This is a genomic window from Vogesella amnigena (assembly GCF_042648905.1).
GTDB classification, from domain to species: domain Bacteria; phylum Pseudomonadota; class Gammaproteobacteria; order Burkholderiales; family Chromobacteriaceae; genus Vogesella; species Vogesella amnigena.
The window spans coordinates 35,165-50,181 of record NZ_JBHRYH010000044.1 but is presented as its reverse complement, the minus strand read 5'-3'; the positions used below and the strand labels follow the sequence as shown (position 1 = coordinate 50,181).

Annotated in this window: 14 protein-coding genes; 10 read left to right on the top strand and 4 right to left on the bottom strand. The window is 62.7% G+C overall.

Going from position 1 to position 15,017, the window contains the following annotated elements:
- Nucleotides 1-15 precede the first annotated feature (15 nt).
- The 3 genes from aspS to ACFOKJ_RS14195 all read right to left on the bottom strand — a co-directional run bounded on the left by aspS (nucleotide 16) and on the right by ACFOKJ_RS14195 (nucleotide 2,793).
- Nucleotides 16-1,809: an aspartate--tRNA ligase gene (aspS, locus tag ACFOKJ_RS14205; protein WP_390280741.1), complete on the bottom strand. Its 1,794-nt coding sequence runs from the start codon at nucleotides 1,807-1,809 to the stop codon at nucleotides 16-18.
- A gap of 89 nt (nucleotides 1,810-1,898) precedes the next feature.
- Nucleotides 1,899-2,552, bottom strand: coding sequence for a DUF502 domain-containing protein (locus ACFOKJ_RS14200; protein WP_390280739.1), 654 nt, complete (start codon nucleotides 2,550-2,552; stop codon nucleotides 1,899-1,901).
- Between the two features lie 7 nt (nucleotides 2,553-2,559).
- Nucleotides 2,560-2,793, bottom strand: coding sequence for an FmdB family zinc ribbon protein (locus tag ACFOKJ_RS14195; protein ID WP_390280737.1), 234 nt, complete (start codon nucleotides 2,791-2,793; stop codon nucleotides 2,560-2,562).
- Between the two features lie 258 nt (nucleotides 2,794-3,051).
- Here ACFOKJ_RS14195 and fabI point away from each other — a divergent pair, with 258 nt between their 5' ends.
- The 3 genes from fabI to ACFOKJ_RS14180 are packed head-to-tail and all read left to right on the top strand — an operon-like array spanning nucleotide 3,052 to nucleotide 5,994.
- On the top strand, nucleotides 3,052-3,828 hold the full coding sequence (fabI, locus tag ACFOKJ_RS14190; RefSeq protein WP_390280735.1) for an enoyl-ACP reductase FabI: 777 nt from the start codon (nucleotides 3,052-3,054) through the stop codon (nucleotides 3,826-3,828).
- 36 nt (nucleotides 3,829-3,864) lie between these two features.
- On the top strand, nucleotides 3,865-4,824 hold the full coding sequence (locus ACFOKJ_RS14185; RefSeq protein WP_390280733.1) for a bifunctional enoyl-CoA hydratase/phosphate acetyltransferase: 960 nt from the start codon (nucleotides 3,865-3,867) through the stop codon (nucleotides 4,822-4,824).
- Nucleotides 4,825-4,827: 3 nt separating this feature from the next.
- On the top strand, nucleotides 4,828-5,994 hold the full coding sequence (locus ACFOKJ_RS14180; RefSeq protein WP_390280731.1) for an acetate/propionate family kinase: 1,167 nt from the start codon (nucleotides 4,828-4,830) through the stop codon (nucleotides 5,992-5,994).
- A gap of 143 nt (nucleotides 5,995-6,137) precedes the next feature.
- Here ACFOKJ_RS14180 and rpsT read toward each other — a convergent pair whose 3' ends face one another.
- Complete coding sequence (gene rpsT, locus ACFOKJ_RS14175) at nucleotides 6,138-6,404, bottom strand: 30S ribosomal protein S20 (protein ID WP_390280729.1); 267 nt, start codon at nucleotides 6,402-6,404, stop codon at nucleotides 6,138-6,140.
- A gap of 131 nt (nucleotides 6,405-6,535) precedes the next feature.
- Between rpsT and murJ the strand changes: the two genes are divergently transcribed.
- The 7 genes from murJ to ACFOKJ_RS14140 all read left to right on the top strand — a co-directional run bounded on the left by murJ (nucleotide 6,536) and on the right by ACFOKJ_RS14140 (nucleotide 15,011).
- Entirely contained in the window at nucleotides 6,536-8,077 is a 1,542-nt protein-coding gene (gene murJ / locus ACFOKJ_RS14170) for a murein biosynthesis integral membrane protein MurJ (protein WP_390280727.1), read from the top strand.
- 186 nt (nucleotides 8,078-8,263) lie between these two features.
- Complete coding sequence (queF, locus tag ACFOKJ_RS14165; RefSeq protein WP_390280725.1) at nucleotides 8,264-9,103, top strand: NADPH-dependent 7-cyano-7-deazaguanine reductase QueF; 840 nt, start codon at nucleotides 8,264-8,266, stop codon at nucleotides 9,101-9,103.
- Nucleotides 9,104-9,293: 190 nt separating this feature from the next.
- Nucleotides 9,294-10,961, top strand: coding sequence for an energy-dependent translational throttle protein EttA (ettA, locus tag ACFOKJ_RS14160; protein WP_390280723.1), 1,668 nt, complete (start codon nucleotides 9,294-9,296; stop codon nucleotides 10,959-10,961).
- A 202-nt stretch (nucleotides 10,962-11,163) separates the two neighbouring features.
- Nucleotides 11,164-11,931: a transporter substrate-binding domain-containing protein gene (locus ACFOKJ_RS14155; RefSeq protein ID WP_390280721.1), complete on the top strand. Its 768-nt coding sequence runs from the start codon at nucleotides 11,164-11,166 to the stop codon at nucleotides 11,929-11,931.
- Between the two features lie 271 nt (nucleotides 11,932-12,202).
- Nucleotides 12,203-12,967, top strand: coding sequence for a transporter substrate-binding domain-containing protein (locus ACFOKJ_RS14150; protein ID WP_390280719.1), 765 nt, complete (start codon nucleotides 12,203-12,205; stop codon nucleotides 12,965-12,967).
- A gap of 84 nt (nucleotides 12,968-13,051) precedes the next feature.
- Nucleotides 13,052-14,188, top strand: a complete 1,137-nt coding sequence (gene alr / locus ACFOKJ_RS14145) for an alanine racemase (protein ID WP_390280717.1) — start codon at nucleotides 13,052-13,054, stop codon at nucleotides 14,186-14,188.
- A complete protein-coding gene (locus ACFOKJ_RS14140; RefSeq protein WP_390280715.1) occupies nucleotides 14,148-15,011 on the top strand; it encodes a LysR substrate-binding domain-containing protein in 864 nt (287 codons plus the stop codon). Before alr ends, ACFOKJ_RS14140 begins: the two co-directional genes overlap by 41 nt.
- The last annotated feature ends 6 nt before the right edge of the window (nucleotides 15,012-15,017 follow it).

The window sequence follows — 15,017 nt, the reverse complement described above, 5'->3', positions numbered from 1 at the left end:
GGCTTGCGGCCAACCTTAGGCGGTCGGCTCGGCCTTCTGGCGCAGACGCAGGTTCAGTTCGCGCAACTGCTTCTCGTCCACCGCGTTCGGGGCGTTGGTCAGCAGACACTGGGCGCGCTGGGTCTTCGGGAAGGCAATCACGTCGCGGATCGACTCGGCACCGGCCATCAGGGTCACCAGACGGTCCAGACCGAAGGCCAGGCCACCGTGCGGCGGCGCGCCGAACTTCAGGTTGTCCAGCAGGAAGCCGAACTTGTTCTGCTGCTCTTCCGGCGAAATCTTCAGCGCGGCGAATACCTTTTCCTGAATGTCAGCACGGTGGATACGTACCGAACCGCCACCGATTTCCCAACCGTTCAGCACCATGTCGTAGGCGCGTGCCAGGCAAGCGCCCGGGTTGGTTTCCATCAGGTCCTCGTGGCCCGGTTTCGGGCTGGTGAACGGATGGTGGCAGGCGGTCCAGCGGTCGTCTTCCTCGTCATGCTCGAACATCGGGAAGTCCACCACCCACAGCGGGCGCCATTCCTTCACGAAGTAGCCGCCTTCCAGGCCGCGCTCGTGACCGATCTTGATGCGCAGTGCGCCGATGGCTTCGTTCACTACCTTGGCCTTGTCGGCGCCGAAGAAGATGATGTCGCCGTTCTGCGCACCGGTACGCTCGATGATGGCCTTGATACCGTCAGCGGACAGGAACTTCACGATCGGGGACTGCAGGCCCTCTTCGTTCAGCTTGGTCACGTCGTTGACCTTGATATAGGCCAGACCCTTGGCGCCGTAGATGGCAACGAACTGGGTGTAGTCGTCGATTTCCTTGCGGCTGATGCCGGAACCTCCCGGTACGCGCAGACCTACCACACGGCCGTTCGGCATGTCGGCGGCGCCACGGAACACCTTGAATTCTTCCGACTTCATCACGTCGGTCAGTTCGGTGAACTGCAGGCTCACGCGCAGGTCCGGCTTGTCGGAGCCGTAGTAGTGCATGGCGTCGGCGTAGGTCATGCGCGGGAACTTGCCCAGCTCCACGCCCATCACGTCGCGGAAGATTTCCTGCGCCATGTTTTCGGTGATGTCCATGATCTCGTCCTCGTTCAGGAACGAGGTCTCGATATCGATCTGGGTGAATTCCGGCTGGCGGTCGGCACGCAGGTCTTCGTCACGGAAGCACTTGGTGATCTGGTAGTAGCGGTCGAAGCCGGCCACCATCAGCAGCTGCTTGAACAGCTGCGGCGATTGCGGCAGCGCGAAGAACTCGCCCGGGTGCACGCGGGACGGCACCAGGTAATCGCGGGCGCCTTCCGGGGTGGAGCGGGTCAGCATCGGGGTTTCGATGTCGATGAAGCCCTGCTTGTCCAGGTGGTTGCGCACGCCCATGGCCACTTTGTAGCGCAGGCGCAGGTTCTTCTGCATCGCCGGGCGGCGCAGGTCGATCACGCGGTTGGTAAGGCGTACGTTCTCGGACAGGTTCTCGTCGTCGATCTGGAACGGCGGGGTAGCCGCGGCGTTCAGGATCTCGATTTCCTTGGCCAGGATCTCGATCTCGCCGGAGATCATCTTGCTGTTTGCGGTGCCGGCCGGGCGCTCACGCACGATGCCGGTAATGGCCAGCACGAACTCGTTACGCGCACTGTCTGCGGTCTGGAACGCTTCCGGGGTGTCCGGATCGATCACCACCTGCACCAGGCCTTCGCGGTCGCGCAGGTCGATGAAGATCACGCCGCCATGGTCGCGACGACGATGGGCCCAGCCTTTTACGGTAACGGTCTGGCCGAGGTATTTCTTGTCGATGAGTCCGCAATAATCGGTACGCATTGCAATGCCTTATGAGTTGAATTCGGGTAGTTCGGATAACGATGGCCGGGGCTGAAGCAGGGTTGGCCGCATGCCTGCGGCCAACCCTGTCAATTTCGCTCGTCGCTCAGTTGCGCGCGGGCGGCGGCCGGTGGCGGCGGTGCCACCACCCCCATCGAAATCACGTATTTCAGTGCGTCGTCGACACTCATGTCGAGTTCGCGCGTTTCGCTTTTCGGCACGATGATGAAATAGCCGGAAGTGGGGTTGGGCGTGGTGGGCACGTAGACGCTGACGTGCTCTTCCTCTCCCAGTTGCTCTTTCAGCTGGCCGGTGGGCATGCCGGTCTGGAACGCCACCGTCCAGGCACCCTGGTGCGGGAAACGCACCAGCAGCGCCTTGCGGAACGCCTGGCCGGAGTCGGACAGCAGGGTATCGCTGACCTGCTTCACGCTGTTGTAGATGGTGCTGACCACCGGGGTGCGGGTCAGGATCAGCTGCCACAGATCCAGCAGCCGCTGCCCCAGCACGTTGGCCGCCATGAAGCCGGTTCCCACCAGCACGGCAATCGCCAGTACTACGCCCAGCCCCGGAATATCGAAGCCGAACATGCTCTCCGGGCGCCAGGCGCGCGGCAGCAGGTTGATGGTCTGATCCAGCGTACCGATGATCAGGTTCAGCACCCACAACGTAATGGTGATCGGCAGCCAGATCAGCACGCCGGTCACCAGATAGCCGCGCAGGGTCATTTTGATGTGCTTCATATGGGTATCAGGCACACCCACCGCCGCCACAGCCGCCACTGCCACAGGCCGGGCCGCTGCTGTTCTTGAAGTCGGTGACGTACCAGCCATTGCCTTTCAGCTGGAAACCGGCTGCGGACAACTGCTTGGCGTAATCGCCACTGCCGCAAGACGGGCATTGCGCAATCGGATCATCGCTCATTTTCTGCAGATGCTCTTTTTGTGCGCCACATGCAGCACAACGGTATTCGTAAATCGGCATGGTCTACCACTCCAACTACAATTACGATGATTATCGAACTATATTGCAGTGCATCAAATCAGACTGCAACAAACACGCCCACAATGATGGTGTCGGGGGATGGCAACTGCAAGCCCCTCCGTCCGCCAAACAGGCAATTATATCCGACTGATACGCCAATACAAAAACGGATTCACGGCACTGCAACATGCGGCTGCCAGCCTGACACCCAGAACCAACCCTGAACCCTGGCCTGGTGCCAGCCTTGCGGAGTCAACCATGTCTCAAACCCACCTGCCCCTGGCCGGCAAACGCGGCCTGATCGTTGGCGTGGCCAACGCCAACAGCATTGCCTACGGCTGCGCCAAGGTAATGCACGCACTGGGCGCCGAAGTCGCCATCACCTACCTGAATGAAAAAGCCGAGAAGCACGTGCGTCCGCTGGCCGAGGCGGTGGATGCCAGCCTGATCCTGCCGCTGAACGTGGAAGCGCCGGACGAGCTGGAAAAGGTGTTTGCCGCCATCGGCGAAAGCTGGGGCCAGCTCGACTTTGTGATTCACTCCATCGCCTTCTGCCCGATGGACGACCTGCACGGCCGCGTGACCGACTGCTCGCTGAGCGGCTTCCAGCAGGCGATGCGCGTGTCCTGCTATTCCTTCATCGAGATGGCGCGCCTGGCCGAGCCGCTGATGTCGCAGGGCGGCACGCTGATCACCATGAGCTACTACGGCGCCGACAAGGTGGTGGAGAACTACAACATCATGGGCCCGGTAAAGGCGGCGCTGGAATCCAGCGTGCGCTACATGGCGCACGAGCTTGGCCCCAAGGGCATCCGTGTGCACACCGTGTCGCCCGGCCCGCTGAAGACCCGCGCCGCCAGCGGCATCGCCCACTTCGACCACCTGATCGACAGCGCCATCGAGCGTGCGCCGCAGAACCGGCTGGTGGATATTGAAGATGTCGGTAATGTCTGCGCCTTCCTGGTATCCGATGCCGCCCGTGCACTGACCGGCGAGGTTACCTACGTGGACGGCGGCTTCAACATCATGGCCTGATGCCAATGCCCAGAGGCCCGCAACAGGCGGGCCACTATGGCAGCGCAGAACACCCTATCCGGAAAGCACAACATGACTCGTGACGAACACGCTTTTGCCGACATCCTGCAGCAGGCACACGCCAATGGCCCGCGCCCGATGGCGGTAGCCCACCCCTGCAGCAGCGAAGCGCTGCTGGGCGCGGTGGAAGCCGCCGAGCAAGGCATCGCCAACCCCATCCTGGTGGCGCCGCGCGCCAAGCTGCAGAAGCTGGCCGCAAGCCTGGATATCGATCTTTCCCGCTTCGAAGTGATCGACGTGGAACACAGCCATGCCGCGGCAGAACGCGCGGTGGCGCTGGTGCGTGAAGGCTTTGCCGACATGCTGATGAAGGGCAGCCTGCATACCGACGAATTCATGGCCGCAGTGCTGGACCGCAACAAGGGCATCCGCACCGATCGCCGCGTCAGCCACGTGTTCGTGATGAAGGTGGAAAGCTACCCGCGCTACCTGTTCATCACTGATGCGGCCATCAATATCGAACCGGATCTGGAAGCCAAGCGCGATATCTGCCAGAACGCCATCGACCTGTGCCAGGCACTGGGCATCGCCCAGCCCAAGGTGGCGATCCTGTCGGCGGTGGAAACCATCAGCCCCAAGATCCGCTCCACACTGGACGCCGCCGCGCTGTGCAAAATGGCCGACCGCGGCCAGATCAAGGGCGGGCTGCTGGACGGCCCGCTGGCGTTCGACAACGCCATCTCGCACGAAGCTGCCGACACCAAGGGCATTACTTCCCCGGTGGCGGGCGAACCGGATATCCTGCTGGTGCCGGATCTGGAATCCGGCAATATGCTGGCCAAGCAGCTGACCTACCTGGCAGCCGCCGCCAGCGCCGGCATCGTGATGGGTGCGCGCGTGCCCATCGTTCTTACCAGCCGGGCCGACGACGCGGCAGGCCGCCTGGCCTCTTCCGCAGTAGCCAATGTACTGGCGGCCCACCACAAGAAAGCCTGAGTCATGAGCAAGGCCCTGATCGCCGTCAATGCCGGCTCCGCCACGCTGAAGTTTCGTGCCTATACCCCGGATGGCCGCAACCTGCTGGCGCGTGGCATGGTGGACCGCTTCGGCATGGACGACAGCACGCTGCAGCTGGATGTCGGCAGCCGCCATGTTCGCTTGCAACTGGCTGGCAACAGCCGTGACGAGGCGATCGGAGCCGTGCTCAACCTGCTGGCTGACCAGTCGCTCCAGCCGCTCGCGGTCGCCCATCGGGTAGTACATGGCGGCGAGCACTACCATGCCCCGGTGGTGCTCACCGCCGAGGTGCTGGATGATCTGGCGGCGCTGATCCCGCTGGCGCCACTGCATCAGCCGGTGAGCCTGGCGGTGATGTCCGCCTTTGCCCGCCTCGACCCGCAGTTGACGCAGATCGCCTGCTTCGATACCGCCTTTCACGCCAACCAGCCTACCATTGCCACCCGCTTCGGCATTGCCCGCCACTGGCACGATGCAGGCATCCGGCGTTATGGCTTTCACGGTCTTTCCTATGCCGCCATTGCCCGCCACCTGCCGGAACTGGGCCTGGCCGACGCCCGCGTGGTAGTACTGCATCTGGGCAGCGGCGCCAGTGCCTGTGCCTTGCAGGCCGGCCAGAGCGTGGCATCCAGCATGGGCTTTTCGGCCGTGGATGGACTGATGATGGGCAGCCGCCCCGGCAATCTTGACCCGGAAGTGGTGCTGTACTGGATGGAACACGAAGGCATGGACGTGGCTGCGGTACGCCAGGAGCTGTACAAGAAAAGTGGCCTGCTGGGGGTGTCTGGCGGGCTGTCCGCCGATATGCGAGTACTACTCACCAGTCGCGACGAAGCGGCACGCGAGGCGGTGGAGCTGTTCTGCTACCGTGCCGCGCGCGAGGTGGCGTCGCTGGCCACCGCCATGCGCGGTCTGGATGCCATCATTTTCACTGCCGGTATCGGCGAGCACTCGCCGGAAGTGCGCAGCCGCATCCTCAAGCAGCTGGCCTGGCTGGGTTTCGATGCCGACCTTGCGGCCAACCTGTCGCACGCCACCCGCCTTACCACGGCCAATAGTGCCCGCCATGCCTATGTGATCGCCACCGACGAGGAAGGCGAAATGGCGCGCGAAGCCTCGGCACTGCTGGCGGGTCAGGTGGAACTGTAAATCGCTGAGCGATGAATTGCGTAGTACGGAAAAAACAAAAAACCCGCGACTACGCGGGTTTTTTGTTGTGCCAGCAGGCTACAGAAACACAAAAGGCCCCGCTATTGCGGAGCCTTTGCGCATTCTTTTGCCGTTGCGGCAGATTAGGCAGCCATTGCCTTAACCTGGGCGGACAGACGGCTCTTGTGGCGAGCGGCCTTGTTCTTGTGGAACACGCCCTTGTCAGCGATACGGTCGATCACTTTGGTGGAGGCTTGGAATACTGCCTGAGCAGCAGCCTTGTCACCAGCTTCTACAGCCTTGATTACTTTCTTAACTGCAGTGCGGAACGCAGTACGCAGGCTAGCGTTGTGCGCGCGCTGCTTGAGAGCCTGGCGTGCACGCTTGCGAGCTTGTGCGCTGTTAGCCATGTGTTTCTCCTGATGAGCGGAATCTGAAACCGGCGATTCTAAGCCCTAACATGAGGTTTTGCAACAACAAACCCAGCCGCGTAAACTGGCGGGCGTTTTGCCGATCCAACCCGCTCACTCCCTATCAAAACATGAACTTGCTAAAAGCCCTGGCCAAAGTCAGCAGCATGACCCTGGTATCCCGTGTGCTGGGCTTCGTGCGCGACGCCATTATCGCGCGCGTATTTGGCGCCGGCCTGGCTACCGATGCCTTCTTTGTCGCCTTCAAACTGCCCAACCTGCTGCGCCGCATTTTTGCCGAAGGCGCCTTCTCGCAGGCTTTCGTACCGGTGCTGGCGGAATACAAGGAACAACGCGGCGAAGAAGCCACCCGCGTGTTCCTGTCGCATGTCACCGGCACGCTCACCCTGGTGCTGGCCATCGTCACCGCCCTGGGCATGCTGGCCGCACCCTGGGTGATCTGGGTATCCGCCCCCGGCTTTGCCAACGATGCCGGCAAGATGGCGCTCACCAGCGAACTGCTGCGCATCACCTTTCCTTATATTTTGTTCATTTCACTGTCGTCACTGGCCAGCAGCGTACTGAACACCTGGAACCGCTTTTCGGTGCCGGCATTCACCCCCACGCTGCTCAACGTGTCCTTCATCATCTGCTCGCTGTTGCTGACGCCGTATTTCCACCCGCCGGTGCTGGTGCTGGGCTGGGCGGTGTTCATCGGCGGCGTGGCACAGCTGCTGTACCAGCTGCCACACCTGAAAAAACTGGACATGCTGCCGCTGCCGCGACTGAACTTGCGCGATGCGGCGGTATGGCGCGTGATCCGTCAGATGGGGCCGGCCATTCTCGGGGTATCGATTGCCCAGGTATCGCTGGTGATCAACACCATCTTCGCCTCCTTCCTCGCCTCCGGCAGCGTGTCGTGGATGTATTACGCCGACCGGCTGATGGAGTTCCCCACCGGCGTGCTGGGCGTGGCGCTGGGCACCATCCTGCTGCCCTCGCTGTCCCGCTACGCGGCGCGTGGCGATGAGGCGCGCGAGGAGTTCAGCCAGCTGCTGGACTGGGGCATCCGCCTGTCGCTACTGCTGGCGGTGCCGTCCGCCGTGGGCCTGGCAGTGCTGTCGCAACCGCTGATCGCCACGCTGTTCATGTATGGCAAGTTCAACGCGCACGACGCGCTGATGACGCAGCAAGCGCTGATCGCCTACGCGGTGGGCCTCACCGGCCTGATCGTGGTGAAAGTGCTGGCCCCCGGCTTCTATGCCCGCCAGAACATCAAGACGCCGGTGAAGATCGGCATCACCACCCTGATCGCCACCCAGCTGATGAACCTGGCCTTCATCGGCCCGCTGGCGCACGCCGGCCTGGCGCTGTCCATCGGCCTTGCTTCCTGCCTGAATGCCGGCCTGCTGTACTACCAGCTGCAACGGCACGGCATCTACCAACCGGGCAAAGGCTGGGGCGCATTCATCGCCAAGCTGCTGCTGGCCTGTGCCGTGATGGCTGGCGCGCTGTATGCCATCCAGGCGCTGATCGCCATCGACTGGCACGGCCACAGCTGGCAGCGGGCCAGCTGGCTGCTGTTGCTGGTAAGCGTGGGGGCGATTGCCTATTTCGGTGCGCTGTTCGCACTGGGCCTGCGCCCGCGGCAATTCATGCGCCGGGTGCATTAAGGAAAACGCCCCCCCCGTAGGGTGGGCAAAGCGTAGCGTGCCCACCAACGGCAACTTGCTGGTGGGCACAGCCTGCGGCCTTTGCCCACCCTACGCGCTGCCCCGGATGCGCTGCGCTTATCCGGGCTACTACTACAATAAGCATGCGGCCAACCCAGGAGGTTGCCCGCGGCACGAGGAAATCACATGAACCCGACCTATACCCCGGAGTTTTCCCCGCTTGGCAAGAAGGTGGACTACCAGGACCACTACGACGCCAGCCTGCTGTTCCCCATCGCCCGCCAGCAAAAGCGCGACGAAATCGGCGTGACCGAGGGCGCGCTGCCGTTCGCCGGCGTGGACCTGTGGACCGGCTACGAGCTGTCGTGGCTGAACGGCAAGGGCAAGCCGCAGGTGGCCATCGCCACCTTCCGCATCCCGGCAGACAGCCCGCGGCTGATCGAATCCAAGTCGTTCAAGCTGTACCTGAACAGCTATAACCAGACCCGCATCGACAGCTGGCAGCAGGTAGCGGCGCAGCTGGAGCTGGACCTGTCCAATGCCGCCGGCGCCAAGGTGGCGGTGAACCTGCTCTCCCCGGCCGAATTCGGCCGCGAACAGATCGTGGAGCTGGCCGGCGAGTGCATCGACGAGCTGGACATTGCGGTGGACAACTACGCGCCGTGCCCGGATGCGCTGCGCGCCGATGCGGCCAATATCGTCAGCGAAACGCTGACCTCGCAGCTGCTGAAATCCAACTGCCTGGTCACCGGCCAGCCGGACTGGGGCAGCGTCGCCATCAGCTACAGCGGCCCGCAGATCGACCGCGAAACCCTGCTGCGCTACCTGATCGGCTTCCGCCAGCACAATGAATTCCACGAGCAGTGCGTGGAGCGCATCTTCGTGGATGTGCTGCGCGCCTGCGCGCCCAGCCGCCTCACCGTGTACGCGCGCTACACCCGCCGCGGCGGCCTGGATATCAACCCCTGGCGCAGCAACGACCCGGCAGCGGTAGCGCCGGCCAATGTGCGCACCGCGCGGCAGTAAGGTTGGCCGCAAGCCGATTTGCTAGAATCCCGGCATCGATTTATCCGGCCACGGAAAATCATTTGCCACAGAATCCACAGAACCACACAGAAGCCGACATGATCGCGTCCGTGGTTTCTGTGGATTCAGTGGCAAAAAGCCTTTTTCCCGTGGCTCCCCGACATAACCATCGACGAGTACCGTAAACACCATGGCTCAATACGTGATGTCCATGCTCCGCGTGAGCAAGATCGTCCCCCCCAAGCGCCAGATCATCAAGGACATCTCCCTGTCCTTCTTCCCGGGCGCCAAGATCGGCCTGCTGGGTCTGAACGGCGCCGGTAAATCCACCGTGCTGAAGATCATGGCCGGCGTGGAAAAGGAATACGACGGTGAAGTGCAGTGGCAGCCGAACCTGAACATCGGCTACCTGCCGCAGGAACCGCAGCTGGACCCGGAAAAAACCGTGCGCGAGGAAGTGGAAAGCGGCATGGGTGCGGTAATGGGCGCGCAGAAGCGCCTGGAAGAGGTGTACGCCGCCTACGCCGAGCCGGATGCCGACTTCGACGCGCTGGCCGAGGAACAGGCCAAGCTGGAAGCCATCATCTCCGCCGGTGCCGGCGACAATATCGAACTGCAGCTGGAACTGGCCGCCGACGCGCTGCGCCTGCCGCCGTGGGATGCCAAGATCGGCCCGCTGTCCGGCGGTGAAAAACGCCGCGTGGCACTGTGCAAGCTGCTGCTGTCGCAGCCGGACATGCTGCTCTTGGACGAACCGACCAACCACCTGGATGCCGAATCGGTAGAATGGCTGGAGCAGTTCCTGGTGCGCTTCCCCGGCACCGTGGTGGCGGTAACCCACGATCGTTACTTCCTCGACAATGCCGCCGAGTGGATCCTGGAACTGGATCGCGGCGAGGGTATTCCGTGGAAAGGCAACTACTCCAGCTGGCTGGAGCAGAAGGAAGCGCGCCTGGAGCAGGAAGCCAAGGGCGAAGCCGCGCGCATGAAGGCAATGAAGCAGGAACTGGAATGGGTGCGCCAGAACCCGAAAGGCCGCCAGGCCAAATCCAAGGCGCGTCTGGCCCGCTTCGAGGAGCTGTCCAGCTTCGAACACCAGAAGCGTAACGAGACCCAGGAAATCTTCATTCCGGTGGCCGAGCGCCTGGGTAATGAAGTGATCGAGTTCGACGGTGTATCCAAGGGCTTTGGCGACCGTCTGCTGATCGACAACCTGTCGTTCAAGGCCCCGCCGGGCGCCATCGTCGGCATCATCGGCCCCAACGGCGCCGGTAAGTCCACGCTGTTCAAGATGATTGCCGGCAAGGAGCAGCCGGATAGCGGCGAGGTGAAGATCGGCCAGACCGTGCAGATGGCCTTTGTCGAGCAGAGCCGCGAAGGCCTGGAAGGCGACAAGACCGTGTTCGAGGACGTATCCGGCGGCGCCGACATCCTCACCGTGGGCAAGTTCGAGATGTCCAGCCGCGCCTACCTGGGCCGCTTCAACTTCAAGGGCGGCGACCAGCAGAAGAAGGTGGGCATGCTGTCCGGTGGCGAACGCGGCCGCCTGCACCTGGCCAAGACGCTGCTGAAGGGCGGCAACGTGCTGCTGCTGGATGAACCGTCCAACGACCTGGACGTGGAAACCCTGCGCGCGCTGGAAGACGCGCTGCTGGAATTCGCCGGCACCGTGTTCGTGATCTCCCACGACCGCTGGTTCCTGGACCGTATCGCCACCCATATCCTGGCGGCGGAAGGCGAATCACAGTGGACCTTCTTCGACGGTAACTACCAGGAGTACGAGGCCGACAAGAAGAAGCGTCTGGGCGAGGAAGGTGCCAAGCCCAAGCGTATCCGCTACAAGCCGATTACCCGCTAAGCACTGCTGCAACACGGCGGCCAACCCTGGCCGCCCACCCGAAGCCCGCCCTTGCGCGGGCTTTGGCTTTTGCTGGTGCATGTCCAGATTTGCGACCAATCCCTACAGATTTTCACCACCGGGTTTGGCAGCGGTTTAAGGATACGTTACAACCGCAGCCACACAGGCCCGTGCGGGCCATATAACGAAGGAGGAGACCTCAATGAAGTTCAAGACTGCATTCGCCATTGCCGCCGCGTGCGCGCTGCCGGTACTGGCTCAGGCACAGGTAGTACGCATCGTGACCGATGTCAGCTACCCGCCGTTCTCCAAGCAGGCCGCCGACGGCAGCATCACCGGTTTCGATCCGGATATCGCCCGCGCTGTGTGCGCCGAGGCCAAGCTGCAGTGTGAACTGAAAGCGATGGACTTCGACGGCATCATCCCGGCGCTGCAGGCCAAGAAATTCGACGTTGCCATCGCCTCGATGAGCATCACCGCCGACCGTGCCAAGGTAGTGGACTTCAGCGACATGTACTTCAATGTACCGGGCCGTCTGCTGGCCAAGCAGGGCACCAAGGTGGACGATGCCTGGTACAAGGGCAAGAACATCGGCGTGCTGCGTAGCGCGGTACAGGAGCAGGAAGGCAACGACAAGCTGAAGCCGAAGGGCGCCAGCATCAAGATTTACGGCAAGATCACCGACGCCTTCCTGGACCTGTCCAGCCAGCGCCTGGATGCCGTGTTCCTGGAATCCACCGTGGGTGAGGAAGACTTCCTGAAGACCCCGAAAGGCAAGGGCTACGCCTTTGTCGGCCCGGTATTCAACGACCCGAAGTACTACCAGGGTTGCGGTATCGCGGTACAGAAGGGCAACAAGGAGCTGCTGAACAAGATCAACGTGGCGCTGAAGAAGATTCTGGCCGACGGCACCTACAAGAAGATTCAGGGCAAGTACTTCAAGAACGATATCTACCCGTTCAAGAACTGATGCCTACGGCCAACCCTGGCCGTGCATACCGAACCCCGAGCCACGGCTCGGGGTTTTTTATTGCGCATTTAGCTCCGGCACAGCGAACACTGACAGCTTCCAACCGCCAGTTGCACCAGCTTGTTCCAGCCCCCAGCCACACGCATGGCCCGCATGAAATTCTCTCATACCCCAATGGCGATTAATCATTTGTGGCCAACTGTCAGCACCAGTAGCCTAGCTTCAACGGCCCCCCGAGACCGCAAAACCAAACGAGAAACTGGAGAACGTCATGAATTGCAAGCATGCCCTCGCACTGTCCCTGCTGTGCTCCCTGCCGCTGCTGGCACAGGCCCAGACCATCCGCATCGTGACCGATGTCAGCTACCCGCCGTTCTCCAAGGTCAACCCGGACGGCAGCATTGTCGGCTTCGATCCGGACATCGCCCGCGCCATCTGTGCCGAGGCCAAGCTGCAGTGCGAAATCAGCACCATGGATTTCGACGGCATCATTCCGGCGGTGCAGGCCAAGAAGTTCGACATGGCCATCGCCTCGATGAACATCACCCCGGATCGTGCCAAGGCGGTGGACTTCAGCGATATGTACTTCAATATTCCGGGCCGCCTGGTGGCCAAGCAGGGCACCAAGATCGACGACGCCTGGTTCAAGGGCAAGACCATCGGCGTGCTGCGCACCTCTATCCAGCGTGAAGAAGCCACCGCCAAGTGGGTACCCAAAGGCGTGAAGCTGAAGCTGTACAGCAAGGTGACCGACAGCTTCCTCGACCTGACCAATAAGCGTCTGGATGCGGTGTACCTGGATGCCAACGTGGGTGACGAGGACTTCCTGAAGAAGCCGATGGGCAAGGGTTATGCCTTTGTCGGCCCAGTGTACAACGACCCGAAGTACTACATGGGCAGCGGCATGGCGGTACAGAAGGGCAACAAGGAGCTGCTGGCCAAGGTAAACGGCGCGCTGAAGAAGCTGCTGGCCGACGGCAGCTACAAGAAGATCCAGAACAAGTACTTCAGCTACGACATCTACCCGTTCAAGTAAGCGTCTGACCGTGGCCGGCTTGCCGCCGGCCACCACCCCGTATCCCTGCCGCCGGAGCCCCCCGCTCCGGCATGAAAGCCTGCCATGACCCGCACCGCCTACGCCGAAATCAATCTGCACGCCCTGCGTCACAACTACGCGCTGGCCAAGCGCCAGCTGCCGCACACCCATGTGTGGGCGGTGGTGAAATCGAATGGCTACGGTCATGGCCTGCTGCGCGTGGCGCAGGCGCTGCCGGAGGCAGACGGCTTTGCGCTGATCAATCTGGAAGACGCGCTGGCACTGCGCCATGCCGGCATCCAGTCCCGCATTCTGCTGCTGGAAGGCGCAATCGAGGCGCGCGAACTGGAAGAGGCCGCCGCCTGGCAGCTGGACGTGGTGCTGCGCTCCGAGCACCAGCTGCAGTGGCTGCGCGCCTGCGGCCAACGTTTGCGGGTGTGGGTCAAGGTGAATACCGGCATGAACCGTTTCGGCTTTGTGCCGGAACGCGCTATCGAGGTGGTAAACGAAGTACGTGCGCTGGGCTGCGAAGTGGCCGGGCTGATGACCCACTTCGCCTGCGCCGACGATCTGGCGATCAAGCTGGATGCGCCGTGGCAACGCTTCATGCAGGCAGTGGATGCCACCGGGCTGCCATTCACTGCGGCCAACAGTGCCGCCACGCTGCGCGCCGGCTTCACCCATGGCGCCGCGGTACGGCTGGGCGGCCTGCTGTACAACAACAACCCGTTCTACCCCGACACCAGCCTGTGGCTGCAGGGCCTGCGCCCGGTGATGCGCTTTGCCGCCCGCATCGTGCACACCAGCGAGCTGCAGGCTGGCGAGAGCATCGGCTATGGCGCCGCCTACACCGCCGAGCGGCCGATGCGCATCGGCATCGTCGGCGCCGGTTATGGCGACGGCTACCCGCGCGCCGCCCCCAGCGGCACCCCGGTGCTGGTAAACGGCTGCCGCGTACCGCTGCTGGGCCGGGTGGCAATGAATGTGCTGGCCATCGACCTGAGCCAGCACCCGCAGGTGGACATCGGCGACGAGGTAACCCTGTGGGGCGACCCCGCCCTGCCCTGCGACGAAATCGCCTGGCGCTGCGGCACCATCAGCGAAGAGCTGCAATGCGCATTGACGAGTCGGCTGCCGATACGGCAGATTGTGGCGGACAAGACTTTGTCCCCCCTGCCCGATGAACAAACTCCCCCCGTTGAATGCGCTGCGTATCTTTGAGGCGGTCGCCCGCCTGCAAAGCTTTACCAAGGCGGCAGAAACGCTGTACCTGACACAAAGCGCGGTTAGCCACCAGGTGCGCAACCTGGAAGAACACTTCGGCTTTCCCCTGCTGGTGCGCAGCCAGCGCGGCATTACCCTGACGCCGGAAGGCGCCACGCTGCAGCACTGCCTGCGCGATGCGCTGCAGCAGATCGACGACACCTGCCTGCAGCTGAGCCAGCGCCAGCACAGCATACGCATCAAGTCGCCGCCATCCATTGCCGTGCGCTGGCTGGTGCCCAAGCTGCAGCAGTTCCGCGCCCAGTTTCCCGACCTGGACATCAATGTCAGCACGGTGTGGGATGAAAAGCCTGCCTTCGACTGGGGGCTGTTCGACCTGGCCATCCAGTATGGCGAGGGCGACTGGCCAGGCGTAACGGTAGAGCTGCTGCACCGCGAAACCCTTACCCCGGTAGCGGCACCGGCGCTGCTGGCCGGCAAGACACGGCTGACAATGGCAGAACTGGCCGACTACCCGCTGATCCACACCAGCCGCGACCGCCATGACTGGGAGCTATGGCTGGGCACGCCGTGGCCCAAGGGGCAGAAGGAACTGCTGTTCGATGCCGATGTGATGGGTATCGAAGCCGCCCGCCACGGCCTGGGCGTTGCGCTGCTGGACCCGTTCATCGTGCAGGATGCACTGGCCGACGGCAGCCTGGTCACCCCGTGCGAGCGCACAGTGCCCTCCGGCAAGGGTTACTTTTTGGTACTGCCCCCGCACGAGCGCCACATCCGCCGCATCCAGCCGCTGGTGCAGTGGCTGCAGCAGGCGGTTTAAGCCCCC